This is a genomic window from Hymenobacter lapidiphilus (assembly GCF_003417065.2).
Taxonomy (GTDB): domain Bacteria; phylum Bacteroidota; class Bacteroidia; order Cytophagales; family Hymenobacteraceae; genus Hymenobacter.
The window spans coordinates 1-17,512 of the sequence record NZ_QVLT01000004.1 but is presented as its reverse complement, the minus strand read 5'-3'; the positions used below and the strand labels follow the sequence as shown (position 1 = coordinate 17,512).

The window sequence follows — 17,512 nt, the reverse complement described above, 5'->3', positions numbered from 1 at the left end:
AAACGCTTAGGGCGCCGATTTGTCGCCTGCCTTTTTTCCTCTCCATAGCTTCCTCCTCCATGTTTATATACCGCACTTTTCTGCTGACGGCGCTTAGCATTTCCACCTTCTCGGTTTCGGCCTGCAACGGCGTCACGCCCTCCGCCGACGAAACGGCAACGGCCCCGGCGGCCCTGGCAGCGGCACCCGTGGCGGCCCCAGTGGCAGCAGCGGCCTTCGACCACAGCGCCTTCGACCGGCTGCTGAAAAAGTACGTCGATGCCCGGGGCCAGGTGAACTACAAGGGATTCAAGAGCGAGGAAAAGGCTTTTAATGCCTACCTGGCCAAGCTCAGCCAGAACCCGCCCAAGGCCACCGACCCAAAGGCTGAGCAGATGGCCTTCTGGACCAATGCCTACAACGCCTACACCATCCGCCTCATTCTGGACAACTACCCGCTCAAGAGTATCAAGGATATTGGGGAGCCCTGGAAGAAGGTGTTCATCACCATCGGGGGCACCAAAATGAGCCTCGACGATATTGAGCACGGCATTCTGCGCAAGAAATTCAACGACCCGCGCATCCATTTCGCGCTGGTGTGCGCCTCCATCTCGTGCCCGGCGCTGCGCCCCGAAGCCTACACGGCCGCCCGCCTCAACGTCCAGCTCGACGCCCAGGGACGCACCTTACTCAACGATACCGGCAAAAACAAGCTCAGCGCCCAGAGCGCCCAGCTTTCCAACTACTTCAACTGGTATAAGGAAGACTGGAACCAGAACGGCCAGTCGGTGGTGAAGTGGGTGAACAAGTACGCCAAAACCAAAATCAGCGAGAACACCAAGATTGGGTACATGGACTACAACTGGAACCTGAACGAGCAGTAATTGCAGTACCTGTCATCCTGAGCTTGCTAAGGACCTTATCCCGTTCGACCTGATATGACAACCGGTTGAGTGGGGTAAGGTCCATCGCAAGCTCAGGATGACAGCCGTTTTTTGACGTCCGTATGAAGCTGTTCTTATCACTACTCCTGCTACTCCCCTTCCTTACCCAGGCCCAAACGCCCGAAACGCGCCGCTATGCCATCGAGGTGGCCGGCCTGCGCGTGGGCACCATGACGGCCACCCGCCAGCTGCCCACGCCCAGCAACCCCGAAACCATCAGCACGCTCACCAGCGACGTGCAGGTGGATATTCTGTTCTATCACCTCGTCATCTATTATAAGGTAACGAACTACATGCGCGGCGGCCAGCTGCGGCTGTCTACCGTGGATGCCCGCACCAACCAGGGCAATTTTTCGTCGCGCACCGAGTGGAAGGGCGACCACTACGACATTGTGGCCGACCAGTACAAATACAAGTACAAGGCCACCGAAACCAAGCCCATCCGCTACACGGTTACCGATATGTTTTTCGGGGAACCTACCGGCCAGCCGCGTGCCTTCGCCGAGTACTTCGGCGACTTTTTCGCCGTGAAGCCCGGCAAGCCCGGGCGCTACCAAGCCACCCGCGACGGCCGCGAAGACGAGTACCAATACAAGAACGGGCAGCTGGTAACGCTCATCAAGAAGAACCCGCTGAAAAATTTTATCATCCGGCTGCTATAGGGCGCGTAACGGCTTCGGCTGGTAAAGAACGTTGTAGGGGCGGGGCTTGTCCCCGCCCGCCGTTCGCACCGTTTCAACGATAATCGTTTAACGGCGGGCGGGGACAAGCCCCGCTCCTACCTGTTCAAGCAGCCCCGCACCCTACCCGTTTCTACAAACCCCGGCCGAAACGGCTACTTTGCGGGCTCCTACCCTGCTCCCGATTTCATGTCCCGCATTCTTCCCACCATTGTGCTGGCGCAGTTCTGCTGCACCTCGCTGTGGTTTGCCGGCACGCCGTGGCCCCCGAGCTGGCGGCGCGCGTGGGCCAGCCGGCCGGCTTCGTGGCCGCCCTCACCAGCGCCGTGCAGCTGGGCTTTATTGGCGGCACGCTGGTATTTGCGCTGCTGGCGCTGGCCGACCGGTTTTCGCCCTCACGGGTGTTTTTTACGAGTGCGCTGCTGGCGGCGGGCTGCAACCTGGCGCTCAACCTGCCGGGCCTCGGGGCCGAGGGGCTGCTGGCAGCCCGGGTGCTCACCGGGTTTTTTCTGGCCGGCATCTACCCGGTGGGCATGAAACTGGCGGCCGACTACTACGAGGCCGGACTGGGCCGCTCGCTGGGGTTTTTGGTGGGCGCTCTGGTGCTGGGCACAGCCTTCCCGCACCTGCTGCGCGGCCTGCTGGCTGAACCCGGCGGCGCGGGCGGCGCGCTGCCCTGGCAAACCGTAACGACGCCACCTCGGCGCTGGCGGCGCTGGGCGGCACAGCTCTGTTGCTGCTGGTGCCCGATGGCCCCTTCCGCCGCGCGGCCAGCGCCTCCGCCCCGCCGCCTTGCTCGACGGCTTCCGCGAGCCCGGGTTTCGGGCGGCGGCGCTGGGCTACTTCGGGCATATGTGGGAGTTGTACACCTTCTGGGCCTTCGTGCCGATGATGCTGGCGCTGTGGCGGGCGGCGCATCCGGCGGCGGCCGGCGCCAACGGGCCGCTGCTGGCCTTCGCCATTATTGCGGTGGGGGCCCTGGGGTGCGTGGGCGCGGGGCTGGCTGGCCCAGCGGCGCGGGGCCCGGCCGGTGGCGGCCGGGGGCGCTGCTGCTCTCGGGGGCCTGCTGCCTGCTCTCGCCGCTGGTGCTGGGCGGCGGCGGGCCGCTGTGGCTGGGACCGGCGTTTCTGGGCTTCTGGGGCCTGGTGGTGGTAGCCGACTCGCCGCTGCTCTCGACGCTGGTGGCCCAGCACGCCCCGCCTGCCAGCCGGGGCACGGCCCTCACGCTGGTTACCTGCCTGGGGTTCGCCCTCACCATTGCCAGCCTGCAATTCACCAGCTGGCTGGCCGCCCACCTGCCCGCGCCCTACCTGTACCTGCCGCTGGCGCTGGGGCCGCTGCTGGGGCTGTGGGGGTTGTTTGGGCGGGAGCGGGTCGTTCAGCTATGAAGAGAATCGGCAAACAGTATCAGCCGCTTTTTGGTAAGGATGCAACAGTATTGCCTATATTACCATCACAATCACAAAATTAATACTATATGGATAGGGGAAATTTCAAGGATTCTTTTTTGACCCGGGAAGGGTATGAGGATTGGCTATTACGGTTAGATAGAAAAGTTTCTACGTTCTCTTATTCATTCATGAATAATTCAAAATGGCAAAAACTTTTTATTACAATTTGCGAGAATAATAAAATTATAAAAAGATGTGAAATCTACGATTTCTTTGGAAGCTGTACTAATGAAATTATATTCTCTAAAATATATATAAATTATATGGATCATATATTTCCAACTTACATAGACAATTTCTTTACAACTTCTGAGCACAAAACCTCATATAAAGAAATTGAATTTATTGAATTTTTAAAATATTGGAATAATGAGCCTGTCGGTAGACTTGTAAAACCAACGAAGGAAACTCAAGATACGTGCGCAATCAAATCATCACTAGACAGAGTTGGCCAATTCCAGTGGGACGAGAGTGAAAAACACTTGAGAATAATTGGATATAGATAATTATCCTCATTTATAAACTAACGAAACATGGGATTTGAATATAAGATAGCTACTACTTTCACAGTTAAACAACTGAGTACTGTTCGGATTATTCTGGAAAATCATCATAATTTCACCAGAATTCTTTTATTCGCTAATAGAGAGTTTATAGAACATAAAACGAATACTAATACTGGTAACATGCCCAACTTATGTGCAATCATAGAAGACGATGGAGTTTATATTTGCCAAAACGGTTCCTCCTACTTATGGCAAGGAATTGAAGAATTGAAAATTTACTTGCATAAAGAGAAAATAGCATATCCAATCATTGATTATCAATATTAATCAGGTATTTACCCCCCCAACGAAGCGGTAGAGATGCTTCGGCTACGCCTTCACTCAGCATAATGAGCTGTTTTGCTGTTCAATCCCCCACAAAAAACCGCCCCACGACCTTTCGGCTGCGGGGCGGTTTTGCGTTACGGAAAGCGGCAAGTGTTACAGCAGCTTATCGAGCATAATGGGTAGGTCGCGGACACGCTTGCCGGTGGCGTGGAAGACGGCGTTGGCAATGGCGGCCGTGACGCCGAGCATGCCCACTTCGCCGATGCCCTTCACGCCCAGCGGGTTTACGATGTCGTCGTCTTCGTGCACGAAAATGACGTCGATGTGGGGCATATCGGCGTTGACGGGAATGTGGTACTCGGCGAAGTTGTGGTTCACGTAGCGGCCGAACTTGTGGTCCATCACGGTTTCCTCCATCAGGGCCATGCCCAGGCCCCACACCACCGAGCCCAGCACCTGCGAGCGGGCCGTTTTCTGGTTAAGGATGCGGCCGGCGGCCACGGCACTCACCACCCGCGTCACCTTAATGGTGCCCAGGTCCTCGTCTACCTCCACCTCGGCGAAGGCCACGTTGTGGGAGTGCAGCGAGTAGCCGTTTTGCTTGACCATGTTGGGCATGGCCGAGCTGTCGGCTTCGAGCTGGGTTTCGCCGCTGGTTTGCAGCACGTCGCGGAGCACTACGGCTTGGTCGTGGTCGAGGCGCAGGCGCAGCTGGCCGTTCACGAACTCCACGTCGTCGAACTTCGCACCCTTCAGCGGCGAGTCGGCGGGTTTCTGGGCCAGCTTGAGGATTTTCTCGCCCAGCGCGTCGCAGGCGTTTTTTACGGCCGTGCCCACCGAGGCGGCAGTCCAGGAGCCGCCCTGAATGGGGGCTTCGGGCTGGTCGGTGTCGCCCAGCTCAAACGTGACGGCCTCCAGGGGCAGGCCCAGCGTTTCGGCCGCAATTTGGGTCATGATGGTGTAGGTGCCGGTGCCGTTTTCGCCTGTAGCGCTGCGCACCGTCAGCTGCCCGTCGGCCGAAATCAGGGCCTTGGCGGCCGATTTAACTTGGGTGGCATCCCAAACGCCGCCGCCCATGCCCATGCCCACCAGCTTGCCGTTGGCGCGCATCGAGCGGGGCTCCTGGGTGCGGTTTTCCCAGCCGAATTTGGCCGCGGCCTGCTGGTAGCACTCGCGCAGCTTCTTGCTCGAAAAGGGCTTATCCACGTTCTGGTCGCGGTCGGCGTAGTTACGCAGCCGGAATTCGAGTGGGTCGAGGCCGGCGGCGTAGGCCATTTCGTCCATGGCTACCTCCAGGCCCACGTTGCCCGAGGCCGCGCCCGGTGCCCGCATATCCTGGGGCGAGTAAATGTCGAGCTTGGCCAGCTGGTAGCCCAGCTTCACATTCTCGCACTTATACAGCATACCCGACCAGTTCACCACGTTTTCGGTGTAGTCCTCGAACTGCGAGGTTTCGTGCAACGCGTGGTGCTGCAGGGAAGCCAGCGTACCGTCGGGGTTGGTGCCCATCTTCAGCAGCTGCAGCGTGTTGGGCCGGTGGCCGATACTGAACATCTGCTGGCGCGTGAGCGTGACGCGCACCGAGCGCTTAAGCTCCAGCGCGGCCAGCACGGCCATAAACACCGAGTACTGGGGCCGCAGCCCCGAGCCGAAACCGCCGCCCATGAACTGGTTCACCACCCGCACGTCGTTCTTGCCCAGCCCGAACACGCCCATCAGGTAGTTCTTGACGTTGAACACGCCCTGGGTTTTGTCGTAGGCCGTTATTTTGCCGTTGCCGCGCCACTCCACGGTGGTCGTGAACAACTCCATGGGGTTGTGGTGCTGGGCGCCGTGGGCGTATTCGGCCTCAATGCTGTGGGTGGCGTTTTTCAGGGCCTTATCGGGGTTGCCGCGGGGCGGCGGCGGCGGCTGGAAGCCGGTTTTGCCCTTACCCGGCACGAAGCCCGCGGCCCGCTTGGTTTCCAGGTTGGTTTCGTGCTCGTCCTGCTCGTAATCAATGCGCAGCAACGCGGCGGCGTAGCGGGCCAGCTCGAAGGTATCGGCCACTACCAAGGCAATAGGCTGCTGGTTGAAGGTAATGTCGGGCTCGTGCAACGGCCGGAAAGGCGAGCCGCCGGGGGCAATCTGGTCCTTGTAGCTCTTATCGAACCAAGCGAGATACGGCACGTTCTCGTGCGAAAACACTTCCAGCACACCCGGCAGCGCCCGCACCTCATCGGCATGGATTTTCAGGATTTTGCCCTTGGCGATGGGGCTGCTCACCACGTAGCCGTAGGCTAGGTCGGGCACATTGAATTCGCCCGAGTAGTGCGCCGCACCCGATACTTTTAGCGGCCCATCTACGCGGTTAGGGCCCTTGCCGATATGATTAGTCTGAGTCATGGGATGGAGTTTGTAGCTGTTTGACGGCTTTATAATAATGCTGTAGGGGCGGGGCTTGCCCCCGCCCGCCGTTCAACGGTCCGGGGTTGAATCGTTCAACGGTCCGGGGTTGAATCGTTCAACGGTCCGGGTCCGAATCGTTCAACGGCGGGCGGGGACAAGCCCCGCCCCTACACCGCTCTACATGGCGCGAAGCTGGCCGGGTAGTTCCGGCGGCTCCGTTCAACGATGGGCGGGGCTTGCCCCCGCCCCTACTGGCCGCCCAGGTAAACGTCGCCGGCCTCTTGCTGGCCTTCGGCGGCCTGCTTGAGGGCCCGCACGATGGCCCGGCGGGCCAGCTCAATCTTGAAATCATTGGAGCCCTGGCCCACCCCGTTGGCTACCACATGGGCAGCCACGCGGCCGAACGTTTCGGCGGTGGCGGGCTGGCCTTTTAGCATTTCCTCGGCCGATTTGTCGCGCCAGGGCTTGTGGGCCACCCCACCCAGGGCCAGACGGGCTTCCGTGATGGTGTCGCCATCCATTTCCAGTCCCACGGCCACGCTTACCAGCGCAAAGGCGTAGGAGTGCCTGTCCCGGAGCTTGAGGTAGGCGAAGTGCTTGGCGAAGCCCTTTTCGGGCAAATCAAGCGAAGTAATTAGCTCGCCTTCGGCCAGGGTATTGTCGAACTCGGGCTGCTCGCCGGGCAGGCGGTGGAAGTCCTCGAAGGCGATGGTCCGCTCGCCGTTGGGGCCGCTCACGCGCACGGTGGGCGCGAGGGCCGCCAGGGCCACGCACATATCCGAAGGGTGGGTGGCAATGCAGGCCTCACTGGCCCCCAGAATAGCGTGGATGCGGTTGTAGCCCCCGATGGCCGAGCAGCCCGAGCCGGGCTCGCGCTTGTTGCAGGGCGTAGCGATATCGTAGAAATAGTAGCAGCGGGTGCGCTGCATGAGGTTGCCGCCGTTGGTGGCCGCGTTGCGCAGCTGGGGCGAGGCACCGGCCAGAATAGCCTGGTTCAACAACGGATACCGCTGCTTCACCTGCTCGTTCCAGGCCGTGTCGGAGTTGGTGGCCGTGGCCCCGAGGCGCAGGCCGCCGTCGGGCAGGTCTTCAATTTTGGAAAGCGGCAGCTTGGCCACGTTGGTCAGATGCGCGGGCTGCTCCACGTTCATCTTCATCAAATCAATCAGGTTGGTGCCGCCGCCAATGTAGGCCGAGCCATCGTGGCCGGCCTTGTCGCGCACCGCGTCGGCCACATCGGTGGCGCGGGAGTAGGTGAAAGGATACATTTATTTAGGGCTTAGGGGTTAGAGCGTAGTGCTTAGCACGTGTAATCAGTGTGTCAGTCGAAGCGCTAGGCTCTAACTTCTGAGCTCTCCTTATCAACTACTTCCTTCACCGCGTCCAGAATACCTACGTAGGCGCCACAGCGGCAGAGGTTGCCGCTCATCAACTCCTTTATTTCGGCTTCGGAGTGGGCGTGGCCCTCGTTGAGCAGGCCCTGGGCCGAGCAAATCTGGCCGGGCGTGCAGTAGCCGCACTGGAAAGCGTCGTGGTCGACGAAGGCCTGCTGCAACGGGCTCAGGTTATCCTCGGAGCCCAGGCCCTCGATGGTCGTGATGTCGTCGTCTTCGTGCATCACGGCCAACGTGAGGCAGCTATTGATGCGGCGGCCGTTCACGAGCACCGTGCAGGCGCCGCACTGGCCATGGTCGCAACCCTTTTTGGTGCCCGTGAGGCCGGCGTACTCGCGCAGCGCGTCGAGCAGGCTGGTCCAGGGCGCGAGCTGTAGGGTGCGGGTTTCGCCGTTGATGTGCAGGCGAACCGGGCCAGTGGGCACCGGGGCCGGCACGCCCCCGCTATAGGGGGTGCTGGTAAGTAGTTGCGACATAAGGAAAGAATAGAAGTGGTGAGGAGCATGGGCACCGAATGCGGCGGGCGCAATGGCAGTGCGTAGGTTTCCTGTACGCCCGCAACGGCCGGCGCGTTATGCTTCGGGCCGCATTTCCCCGGCGCCAAAACCAACGAAGCGGGCTGCAGGCCGATTTGCCTTTCCGCTTAATGCAGCAGTGTGTAGCTTGGCAGCCGCATCTTATACGCCAAGTCTGTTTCCGTGAAATATCTTCTGTTACTCTTGATGGCCCTCTGCGGACCGCCTCCCCGGCCCTGGCAACCCCCATCCTGCAGGTTCAACTGCAAGTCGACCCGATAACGCACTCTTTCACCTGCCGCTACCGCTTCACCCTACCCGCTTCTGATACCACGTCGGTGGTGCGGCTGAACCTGAACAGCCACTTAAAGCTGCAACAGGTACTAGCTCCACGGGCCGGGCAGCCGCGCATCACATCGGTGGTGCCGGGGTATGGAAACGATACACTCCACCAGATTCAGGTTCGCTACGCTCCAAATCCGCGCCGCAGCCGCTACATCGAGCTGGTGTACACGGGTAAAATCGGCGAGGGCTACTACACCGACCACGTAAATTTCCTCAGCGGCCATAGCGAATGGCTGCCTTACCGCCCTTACCAGGAATACGAGGTACTGCCTTATAAGCTTACGGTGCAGGTACCGCCCGGCTATCAGGTGCGGAGCACCGTACGGCCCAGCCAGCAGAAGGCCGGCCGCTGGACTTTCCAGGGCACCACCAGCGCCATCGAGCTCACGGCCTTCGTGGCCAAGCAGTTCTATGAGACTGTGTCCGCTGTTAGCCCGCCCATCACCCTCGTTAAAACCGGTGCCCCGCTGGCCCGCACCGATTCGGTTATGCTCCGTCAGGGGGAGGTCATTACGGCTTTTTACAACCGCACTATCGGCCGGCAGGACCCTATTACCCGGTTCACCATTTTCCTGCCCGGCACCAACCGAGGGGCATACGGGTTGCTGGATGACGCCACCATCATCACCTACCCCGATTTCGACGTGGCCAAAACAGAAGACTTGTTGGTGCTGGCCCACGAAATCAGCCATAAATGGTGGGGCTACGGCTCGTTTCATGACGAAACCGACTGGCTGAACGAAGCCTTCGCCACTTACTCCAGCCTTCTCTACCTGCAAGCCAGCGGCGACGAAGCAGGCTACCAGAAAGAGTTGAACCGCTTGGCGCAAACCACTACTGGAACACCGCCACTCTGGGGTTTCGACCGCTACAAATACGAGTATCCCATGCACCGCCGCGTGATTTACAACAAGGGCACCGGCATCCTCCACGCGCTGCGCACCCGTATCGGCAATGCGCAGTTCCTGCAGCTGCTCGCCACATCCGCAGCCCGAAAAACCAGCACCACCACGGAGTTTTTGCAACTGGTGGAGCAGGTAGCCGGGCCGGAAACCAGCGTCTGGCTATTGGCGGAACTCAAGCGGTAACTAACCCGAGTTGCGGAGTGATTCGTTGGCACGGCGTAGGGTGCGAAGCTAAGCCCCGCACCCTACACCGTTCTACAACACGTGGTTAACTACAGTCTGATTCTACGACACAAAACCGCCTCCCGCTGCCAGACCATCAGGAGGTCGTGGTAGCGGGAGGCGGATTTTCTAAAGTATCAACGGCTACGCGCCTTTGGCAGCCAGAATGTCGAGCATCTCTACGGCCGGGGCGGAGGCGAACAGCTCGGGAGCCTTCGCAAACAGCGCCTCGGCCACTTTGCCACCCAGGTGAGCCTTGCGGCCGGATTCATCGGCAAACGTGTCGAAGATGCCGAAGGTCGTCGGACCCATCTGCACGCCGTACCAGGTGGCGGTGTCGGGTTCCTGCTCCACCAGGGCCAGGCCACCACGGAGGAAATCGGCTACTTCCTGCTCTTTACCAGGCTTGGCTTCGAGACGTACGAACAATCCTACTTTTACCATGATATGAGGGGGTTAAGGGGTAGACTTACAGGACCGGCTCAACAGTGGAATGTTTACAACGACGCCTTTTCGGGTGTAGAAAGGAGTTGAATTAAGAAGCATTGAAAACGTAGTTTAATTACCCGTTTACAACGCTTCTTGCCTTAGGCTGGTCAATCTTAAGGTATTTGTAGGATAATTCTTTAAAATAATATCTTACTAAGCAAATACTTTCGCTCACTTTCTGACTTTTTTCTCCGAATTCAGCAAGCACAGCAACGCTAGGTATCTGGAGTTGACCCGTATTCTCTGAAAGCCCTGACTATGCCCTTACTCCTGCGCCCCTATTTATTGCTGTATCTGCTGGCCACTGCCTGCCTGTGTAGCTGCAACTCTTCCGACGATGACGCGCCGGCTACCCCGGAGCCACCGGCGAAGGTGCTGGTATTCTATAAAACGGCCGGCTACTTTCATACCTCGATTCCGGCGGCTATTACGGCTCTCCAGAAACTGGGCGCGGCAAATCGGTTCGAAGTAGATACAACCAGGATGGCGGCCAACTTCACCCCGGCTATTTTGGCCCGATACAAAGCGGTGGTCTTTTTGAGCACCACCGGCGATGTGCTGAATGCGGCGCAACAGCAGGCGTTTGAGCAATATTTCAGTGCCGGCAATGGGTTTGTTGGCATTCATGCCGCCACCGATACCGAATATGACTGGCCCTGGTACAATGGCTTGGTCGGCGCTTATTTCAACGGACACCCGGCTATCCAGCAAGCAACCCTGCGCGTGGTAGACAAGAACCACGATGCCACGGCTTTCCTGCCCGACGAATGGCAGCGGAACGATGAATGGTACAATTTCCGGGAGTTGTCGCCGGATGTGCAGGTGTTGGTGAACCTGGATGAGCGCAGCTATTCCGGGGGCATTCATGGCAACAATCATCCCATTGCCTGGTATCATGGCTACCAAGGCGGGCGCTCCTTTTATACGGCTGGTGGCCACACCGACGAAAGCTACCAGGAGCCGCTGTTTTTGCAGCACCTGCTGGGCGGTATCCAGTATGCTACCGGCACTTCAAAACGGGTACTAACGCCTGCTTCGGCCCCGACCTATCTGTGGAATACGCTGCTGGATAAATCATTAACGCAATGGGATAAGTTTATTGGCGTCCCTCATTATAGCGTCGGTTTGCCCGGCTATACGAGTACCGATGGCATCACCGGCACCCCGCTGGGCCTGCACAACGACCCACTGGACGTGTTTAGCGTGGCGATGAATGACGGAACCCCCGAACTGCGCGTATCCGGGCAGATTTACGGGGGGCTAAGCACCAAACAGGAACACGGTAACTACCATTTCAAAGCGGAGTTTCGCTGGGGCACCAGCAAGTACGAACCCCGACTAAATGATAAGCGAGACAACGGCATTCTCTACCACGCCAAAGGCAGCCACGGGGCTTTTTGGAATGTTTGGATGTTGTCGCAGGAAATGCAAATCCAGGAATCGGACATGGGCGACTACTTCGCGCTGGGGCCGGGCATGGACATCAAGGCAGTTTACAAACTGGCAGACAAAGAAACCGAATGGATTTATACGCCCACGGCTCCCTTGCAGCCGTTCGGAATGGGGCAGCCGGGCCGCTGCCGACGCGGCCGCAACAACGAGAACCCGCTGGGCCAGTGGAATACGGTCGAACTGATATGTCTGGGGCAGAAGAGTATGCACATCGTTAATGGCCAGATAATGATGATACTGGAAAACTCGCGGGAGCGGAAGCCGGATGGCTCAATCGTACCACTTGTCAATGGTAAAATTCAGCTCCAGTCGGAGGCAGCGGAGGCATACTACCGCCATATGCTGATTCGGCCCATCACTGAAATACCCGTAGAATATCGGTAGGCGCTTGATGAAGGATTGATTGAGTAGGCACTTGCGTCTCACTCTTTGTTCGACGGCATTCCATCCCTGCGGTAGAGTGATTCCTACTATGCGCGGCGCTTGCAGTGCCATACAACTACTTGCTTACAGTCCGTAGGTCACTTGTGCGTAGTACAACCCGCCCACGCCGGGGCCGCCGAGGTAGCTGACGTAGGAGTTGTTGAGCACGTTGCTGGCCCCGAGTTTCAGCCGCAGGTTAGGCGCAGGCAGGTGGTAGCTGAGTTGGGCATCGAGCGTGCCGTAGGCCGGCACGTTGCCGCTCACAAGGAAGGTTTCGGAGAAGTATCCCTGCTGCCAGCGGTAGTTGAGGCCGAAACCCAGGTGGCGGTACACGTTTTCATGGCCCAGGTTGAGGTTGTAGCTCCAGCGCGGCGTGTTGAACCCGGCCTCTAGTCCGTCGGCGGCTTCGGTGCGGTCGAGGCGGGCGTAGGTGGTGCTGGCCCCGGCCAGCAGGCCGCCGGGCACATCATAGCGCAGGCCCAGCGAGCCGCCATAGTTGTACACGCGGCTGCGCGAGTTGGTCCAGAGGCGGTAGCGGGCCTGGGTGGCGCGGGCGTTGAGGGCGGTGGCCACGGCGTTGGCGCTGGCTTCAGCTGGCAGGGACTGCCCGTCGGGGGCCAGCGGCACGTAGGCTTCCACCTGGGCTATAAAGTCGCGGTAGGTGTTGTAGTAGAAGTCCACGTCGGCCAGCAGGCGGCCGCCGGGCAGCAGGGCCGCCTTGTAGCCCACCTCCCAGGAGCGCACGAACTCGGGTTTGATATAGGTGTAGGGGTTGGCCACGAGCCGGTTCTGGTTAGCAGCAATGGCCTGGCTGCGGGTCAGCCCGCCGGTATTCACGCCCTGAGTTACCGCCGCATTAAAGGCGTCGATGGAACTGCGCAGGTAGCTGCCTTCAAACACCCCATCCGACATCACCCGCAGCCCGCCGATGCGCTTCACCTGCCCGCTATTCACGTTAGAAAACCCCTCGAACAGACTGGGGAAGCGGTAGCCGCTCTGGTAGCTGAGCCGGAAGTTGTGGCGGACCGTGGGCGAGTACACGGCCGTGAGGCGGGGGTTGAAGCGGATACTGAAGTAGCGGTTCTTATCGGCCCGCAGCGTGGCCGTGAGGCGGAGCTTCTCGCCCGGCAGCAGCCGCGCCCCCACCTGTGCAAAGCCGCCGGTTTTGCCGTAGGCCAGGGTGCTGAACTGGTCGCGGCCGGGGTTAGGGTTGATGAAGTAGTTACCATCGGGCTGCACGAAGTGGGTGCGGTGGTCGGTCCCGACGAGCACATCGGCCCAGGCCGGCAGGCCCTTACTACCGCCCTGCCGCAGGGCCGCGCCCAGGTTGGCCTGCACTTCGGCGTGCAGCAAATCGGCTCGCACCCGCAAAGCCGCACCCTGGTCCCAGTTGTTGATGTCGGCCAGCGCGTTGAGGCGCTGCCGGAACTCCGGAGTGCCGGGCTGCAGGCGGCCGGTATCGGCAAACACGCGGGCCGCGGCGTGGGCGGCGGCCACGGTCTGGCCCTGCCCCACGGCACGGTTCCACTCGGTGGTGTAATCGGCGTTCCAGTTCTTGTCAGGCTTGAAGCTGCGGTCGAGGTTTTCGGCGGCCGAACGTAGGTTGTAGCTTTTGCCGGTATTTTCCTGCGTGAAATAAGCCCGCGCCTGCACCACGGGCGTCGTCAGCTGCAGGGCGTGCTGCTGCAGGCGGTAGTCGGCCAGCTGGAAGCGGTTGCTGCGCTGGTACACGTTGTCGAAACCGGCCCCGCGGTAGGTGTAGGCCAGCTCGGTACGGGCATTTGGTCTGTAGTGCAGGGCCGCGTCGTATTTCAGCGTCTGCAGATGATAATCCACCACGTCGCGTTCCTGATAGCCGGTGCGGGCCACCTGGTAGCTCCGGCCGCCCAGCGTCAGCGTCGTGCGGTTTGATGATTCGTTGCCGTAGCTGCTCACCGGGTCGCGGGCGGGGTTGTCGGGCCCCAGCAGGCCGGTGCTGGCGTTGCCGTTGGGGTTGATATCGGTCGGGTCCATGGCCATCCAGTCGTAACCTCGCAGATAAGTCCCGTTCACCTTAAACGCCCACTTCGGCCCCAGCGCTTTGGCGTAGCGCAGGCTGGTTTCGGAGTAAGGTCGCGCGCCAGTGTTCGGGTCGTTCAGGTGGTTGACGCCCACCTTCTGCTGCACGCTCAGCCCCTCGCTCGCAAAAGGGTTGCGGGTGCTGAAATTGGCCAGTCCGTTGATGGCATTGAGCCCGTAGAGCGCGGCGGCCGTGCCGGGCACGATTTCCACACTCTTAATATCCAGGTCGCTCGGCCCGAGCACATTGCCAATCGGTCCGCCGATGTGAGGTGCTTGGTTATCAATACCGTCCACGAGCTGGGCGAAGCGCACGTTGGTGGTGTTGGCAAAGCCGCGAGCGTTGAGCACCTTGAATCCCAGGCTGGGCGTAATCACCTGCACGCCTTTCACCTGCTCCAGGGCATCAAAAAACGAGGGCGCAGGCGACAGGCGCAAGGCCCGCGCATTGAGCTTCTCCACCGTCACCGGCGACTGCAGAATACTTTCCTCCACCTTGGAGGCAGTCACCACCACCTCGCCCAGCACTACCGGCCGGCGGGTAGTATCGGCCGGCGCGGCCGCCTGCTGCGCCAGGACCGGACTAACAGCAGTAGCGGCCGCCACAGTCAGCCCCGCCAGCGCCCGGCGGCGGATTGCGCGTAAATAATGCTTCATTAGGCGACAGTCGGAGTCAGCGAAAAGGTAGACGCGGCCGGCGCAACAGGGGTGTAACTGATGGCTAGATGAGGTGCTTTATAATTTCCCTCCCGCTGTGTACGGCTCACTGTGTTTTGCCAGTAGGCCGCCCACTCCATATCCGCAACCCGTTTTCAGACTGTAACCGTTTCCTCAATGGCCGCCGAAATATCGACTTCCTCCAGCGGCGGCACTAGCGCAAAGCGCGACTCGTGAAAATTGGCTTCCGGGAAGCCGGGCGCCACGGCCGCATTATTAATCTGGTGCAGCGTAATGCCAAAGCCGTTGTGCGTGTCGTACACGTCGCGCACGGTGTAGATTGGGCCGCGCTTAGGCGTCTGGATATTGGGATTCTGCACCAGCAGCATGGTAAAGTCGTCGTTGGTACAGATGACTTCCTGGCCGGGATGAAAAAGGGGCGCTTTCATAAGGAACAAAGATAAGGGGCAGCCGCACTTGTTGCGAAACAACTAAGCCGGCCACAAAAAAACCACTTAGTACAGCTGCTAAGTGGTTTTTCTCGCTGTACCCCGTACACGATTCGAACGTGTGACCGCCTGCTTAGAAGGCAGGTGCTCTATCCAGCTGAGCTAACGAGGCGGGTTGGGTTGACAAAGTGAAACGCACTATTCAACAATAGAGCAAGTTCTAAAAAGCAAAAAGCCGCCCGCCCCAAAGGCGGGCTGACGGCTAAATGCTGGTCGGGGTGGCAGGATTCGAACCTGCGGCCTCCTGCTCCCAAAGCAGGCGCGATACCGGGCTACGCTACACCCCGAAAAGGATAACTAAAAACTGAGAGTTAAAAGTTAAAAATCAACCGTGCTTGCGCTAACCGGAAATCTTCAACTTTTAACTCCTAATTTTTAATTCAAAGAAACGCGGAGAGAGGGGGATTCGAACCCCCGGTAGCCTTTAGAGCTACGGCAGTTTAGCAAACTACTGGTTTCAGCCACTCACCCATCTCTCCCGAAGGGTTGTCCTTTCCGGTTGAAAGGTGTTGCAAATATACGAGCCGGATGGAGATTCAAACCCTGTTCCGAAAAATATCTTCCATCTTGCTACTGCATTTGGGGCTTGCAGGCCGCAAATTGGCGCTTTTTGCCCGGGGGGCAGCCCCACCCTTTTGGCTGGTTGTATTGTGAACATGAACCCGTTACCGTGGCGTTGAACTGGGCGTATCTGCCAGGCTGGCCGGAGGCGGCAGCGGCGCTGATTTTTTTTATTCTTTACCTGGGCTACGCCCTCCGCACCCGCCGGCTGGCCGCCCCGCTGGGCCAGCATGGCGGCCGGCTGATCTGGAAGCTGGCGTTGCGCCTGCTGTATTGTGGCCTTTTGGGCGCCGCTTTACTCGGCCCCGCCTACGGCCTCACCCAGCACCCGGTACGCACTGCTGGCAAAGACGTGTGGCTACTCGTGGATTTGTCGCGCTCGATGAACGCGCCCGACGTGCCCCCCTCGCGGCTGCAGAAACTGAAGGCCGAGCTGGCCACGCTGGTACGCCGCTTCCCAGCCGACCGGCTGGGGCTCATCGTATTTGCCGGTGAAGCCTACGTGCAGTGCCCGCTTACCTACGACCAGGACGCGCTGCAGCTCTTTATTAGCACCCTGCAAACCAGCCTCGTGCCGGCCGGCACCACCGATCTGGTGCCGCCGCTCAAGCTCGTGCTCGACCGCCTCGCCCCGGCCACGCCCCCTGCCGGACCAGCTCCTATCGGCATCCCGCCCCGCGCTACGGCTATAGTGCTGGCCACCGACGGCGAGGATTTCGGGGAGAACCTGGAGGGTACCGTGCGGGTGCTGGCCCGCTCCGGCGCCCGCGTGTTTACCATGGGCGTGGGCACCACCGAGGGCAGCCGGATTCCGCGCGCCGACGGCCAGCCGGGCTATGTGCGCGACGCCCGGGGCCGCGATGCTGTAACGCGGCTGGTGCCGATCCCGCTGCGCCGCCTCGCCGAGCAAACCGGCGGCCAGTATTTCGAGCTGACCGACCAGCGCAACGAGTTTGCGCTGCTGCTCTCCGCCCTCAACCAGCTAGAGGGCCAGGCCCAGCAGGTGCGCACCGTGGCCGTGGCTGACAACCGCTACCGCTACCCGCTGGCACTGGCGCTGCTGCTTATCGGGCTCGATATTCTGCTGACTGTGAAAGTTATCCGGCCATGAAAATCCTGCTGACTACCTTACTGCTACTGTTCAGTTTCTGGGGCAGCCTCACCCGCATCCACGACCGCAACGCGGCCGTGCGGCGCGGCGCCGAGGCCTACGCCAATCGGCAGTACGCCGAGGCGGCCCTAGCTTACCGCGGAGCCGCGCTGGAATTGAAAGAAACAGACGATGCGCTGTGGCTAAACCTGGCCCACGCCACCCTGCGAGCCGGCCGGCCCGCCGAGGCCCGCACCTACTACGGCCGCCTGCTGACCAGCCCTAACCGGCAAATGCGTAGCGTAGCCCTGCAGCAGCTGGCCGCCCTGGCCGCCGACCGGGGCGAATACGCGCCGGCCGTAGCCCTGCTGCGTCAGTCGCTGCTGGCCGATGCCAGTAACACGGGTGCGCGCTACAACTACGAGGTGCTGCGCCGCTTCCTGGCCGGCCGTACCACCCCGCCCCCACCGCCCCCGCCTAGCACCGATGCCAGCCCCAAAAAGCAGCCCGACGGCCCCCGCGAGCAGCAGACGCAGCCCAAAGCTGGCCCCGGCACCCCCGGCCAACGACCCGACCCCACCCAGCCCAACGACCCGAGCAGCACCCCACAAGCCCGG

The 17,512-nt window shown here is 60.2% G+C and carries 13 protein-coding genes, 3 tRNA genes and 1 pseudogene; 8 read left to right on the top strand and 9 right to left on the bottom strand.

The features are described from left to right. Window positions 1-59 precede the first annotated feature (59 nt). The 4 genes from D0N36_RS03245 to D0N36_RS20215 all read left to right on the top strand — a co-directional run bounded on the left by D0N36_RS03245 (window position 60) and on the right by D0N36_RS20215 (window position 3,560). Window positions 60-863: a DUF547 domain-containing protein gene (locus D0N36_RS03245; RefSeq protein ID WP_116939608.1), complete on the top strand. Its 804-nt coding sequence runs from the start codon at window positions 60-62 to the stop codon at window positions 861-863. A gap of 122 nt (window positions 864-985) precedes the next feature. Then, a complete protein-coding gene (locus D0N36_RS03240) occupies window positions 986-1,585 on the top strand; it encodes a DUF6134 family protein (RefSeq protein WP_116939606.1) in 600 nt (199 codons plus the stop codon). Between the two features lie 260 nt (window positions 1,586-1,845). After that, window positions 1,846-2,991 (top strand): MFS transporter, encoded by a 1,146-nt coding sequence (locus D0N36_RS03235; protein ID WP_242478785.1) that lies wholly within the window; start codon window positions 1,846-1,848, stop codon window positions 2,989-2,991. An 89-nt stretch (window positions 2,992-3,080) separates the two neighbouring features. After that, the gene (locus D0N36_RS20215; protein WP_410504151.1) at window positions 3,081-3,560 is read left to right on the top strand and encodes a DUF6678 family protein; all 480 of its coding nucleotides are present in this window, start codon (window positions 3,081-3,083) and stop codon (window positions 3,558-3,560) included. A gap of 480 nt (window positions 3,561-4,040) precedes the next feature. Here D0N36_RS20215 and D0N36_RS03230 read toward each other — a convergent pair whose 3' ends face one another. The 3 genes from D0N36_RS03230 to D0N36_RS03220 all read right to left on the bottom strand — a co-directional run bounded on the left by D0N36_RS03230 (window position 4,041) and on the right by D0N36_RS03220 (window position 8,145). Next, entirely contained in the window at window positions 4,041-6,272 is a 2,232-nt protein-coding gene (locus D0N36_RS03230) for a xanthine dehydrogenase family protein molybdopterin-binding subunit (RefSeq protein WP_116939605.1), read from the bottom strand. 251 nt (window positions 6,273-6,523) lie between these two features. Continuing rightward, window positions 6,524-7,543, bottom strand: coding sequence for an FAD binding domain-containing protein (locus D0N36_RS03225; RefSeq protein WP_116939604.1), 1,020 nt, complete (start codon window positions 7,541-7,543; stop codon window positions 6,524-6,526). A 65-nt stretch (window positions 7,544-7,608) separates the two neighbouring features. Next, window positions 7,609-8,145 (bottom strand): (2Fe-2S)-binding protein, encoded by a 537-nt coding sequence (locus D0N36_RS03220; protein WP_199798299.1) that lies wholly within the window; start codon window positions 8,143-8,145, stop codon window positions 7,609-7,611. 380 nt (window positions 8,146-8,525) lie between these two features. Between D0N36_RS03220 and D0N36_RS03215 the strand changes: the two genes are divergently transcribed. Then, window positions 8,526-9,617 carry a M1 family aminopeptidase gene (locus D0N36_RS03215; protein WP_147320725.1) on the top strand — a complete coding sequence of 364 codons (1,092 nt, stop codon included), beginning with the start codon at window positions 8,526-8,528 and terminating at the stop codon, window positions 9,615-9,617. 183 nt (window positions 9,618-9,800) lie between these two features. Here the strand turns inward: D0N36_RS03215 and D0N36_RS03210 are convergent, their stop codons facing one another. After that, window positions 9,801-10,100: a putative quinol monooxygenase gene (locus tag D0N36_RS03210; RefSeq protein WP_116939602.1), complete on the bottom strand. Its 300-nt coding sequence runs from the start codon at window positions 10,098-10,100 to the stop codon at window positions 9,801-9,803. Between the two features lie 303 nt (window positions 10,101-10,403). Between D0N36_RS03210 and D0N36_RS03205 the strand changes: the two genes are divergently transcribed. Further along, a complete protein-coding gene (locus tag D0N36_RS03205) occupies window positions 10,404-11,981 on the top strand; it encodes a ThuA domain-containing protein (protein WP_116939601.1) in 1,578 nt (525 codons plus the stop codon). 123 nt (window positions 11,982-12,104) lie between these two features. Here the strand turns inward: D0N36_RS03205 and D0N36_RS03200 are convergent, their stop codons facing one another. From D0N36_RS03200 to D0N36_RS03180, 5 genes are all read right to left on the bottom strand, one after another. Beyond that, a complete protein-coding gene (locus D0N36_RS03200; protein WP_199798298.1) occupies window positions 12,105-14,735 on the bottom strand; it encodes a TonB-dependent receptor in 2,631 nt (876 codons plus the stop codon). Between the two features lie 155 nt (window positions 14,736-14,890). Continuing rightward, window positions 14,891-15,184 carry a hypothetical protein gene (locus tag D0N36_RS03195; RefSeq protein WP_116939600.1) on the bottom strand — a complete coding sequence of 98 codons (294 nt, stop codon included), beginning with the start codon at window positions 15,182-15,184 and terminating at the stop codon, window positions 14,891-14,893. A 98-nt stretch (window positions 15,185-15,282) separates the two neighbouring features. Then, window positions 15,283-15,356 (bottom strand) — tRNA-Arg (locus D0N36_RS03190). A gap of 98 nt (window positions 15,357-15,454) precedes the next feature. After that, window positions 15,455-15,531 (bottom strand) — tRNA-Pro (locus tag D0N36_RS03185). 104 nt (window positions 15,532-15,635) lie between these two features. Beyond that, window positions 15,636-15,723 (bottom strand) — tRNA-Ser (locus D0N36_RS03180). Between the two features lie 191 nt (window positions 15,724-15,914). Here D0N36_RS03180 and D0N36_RS03175 point away from each other — a divergent pair. Both D0N36_RS03175 and D0N36_RS03170 read left to right on the top strand, forming a co-directional pair. Next, a complete protein-coding gene (locus tag D0N36_RS03175; protein WP_147320724.1) occupies window positions 15,915-16,916 on the top strand; it encodes a VWA domain-containing protein in 1,002 nt (333 codons plus the stop codon). Further along, window positions 16,913-17,512 (top strand): annotated as a pseudogene (locus D0N36_RS03170) (hypothetical protein); the annotation flags it as partial. The gene D0N36_RS03175 and the pseudogene D0N36_RS03170, both read left to right, overlap by 4 nt.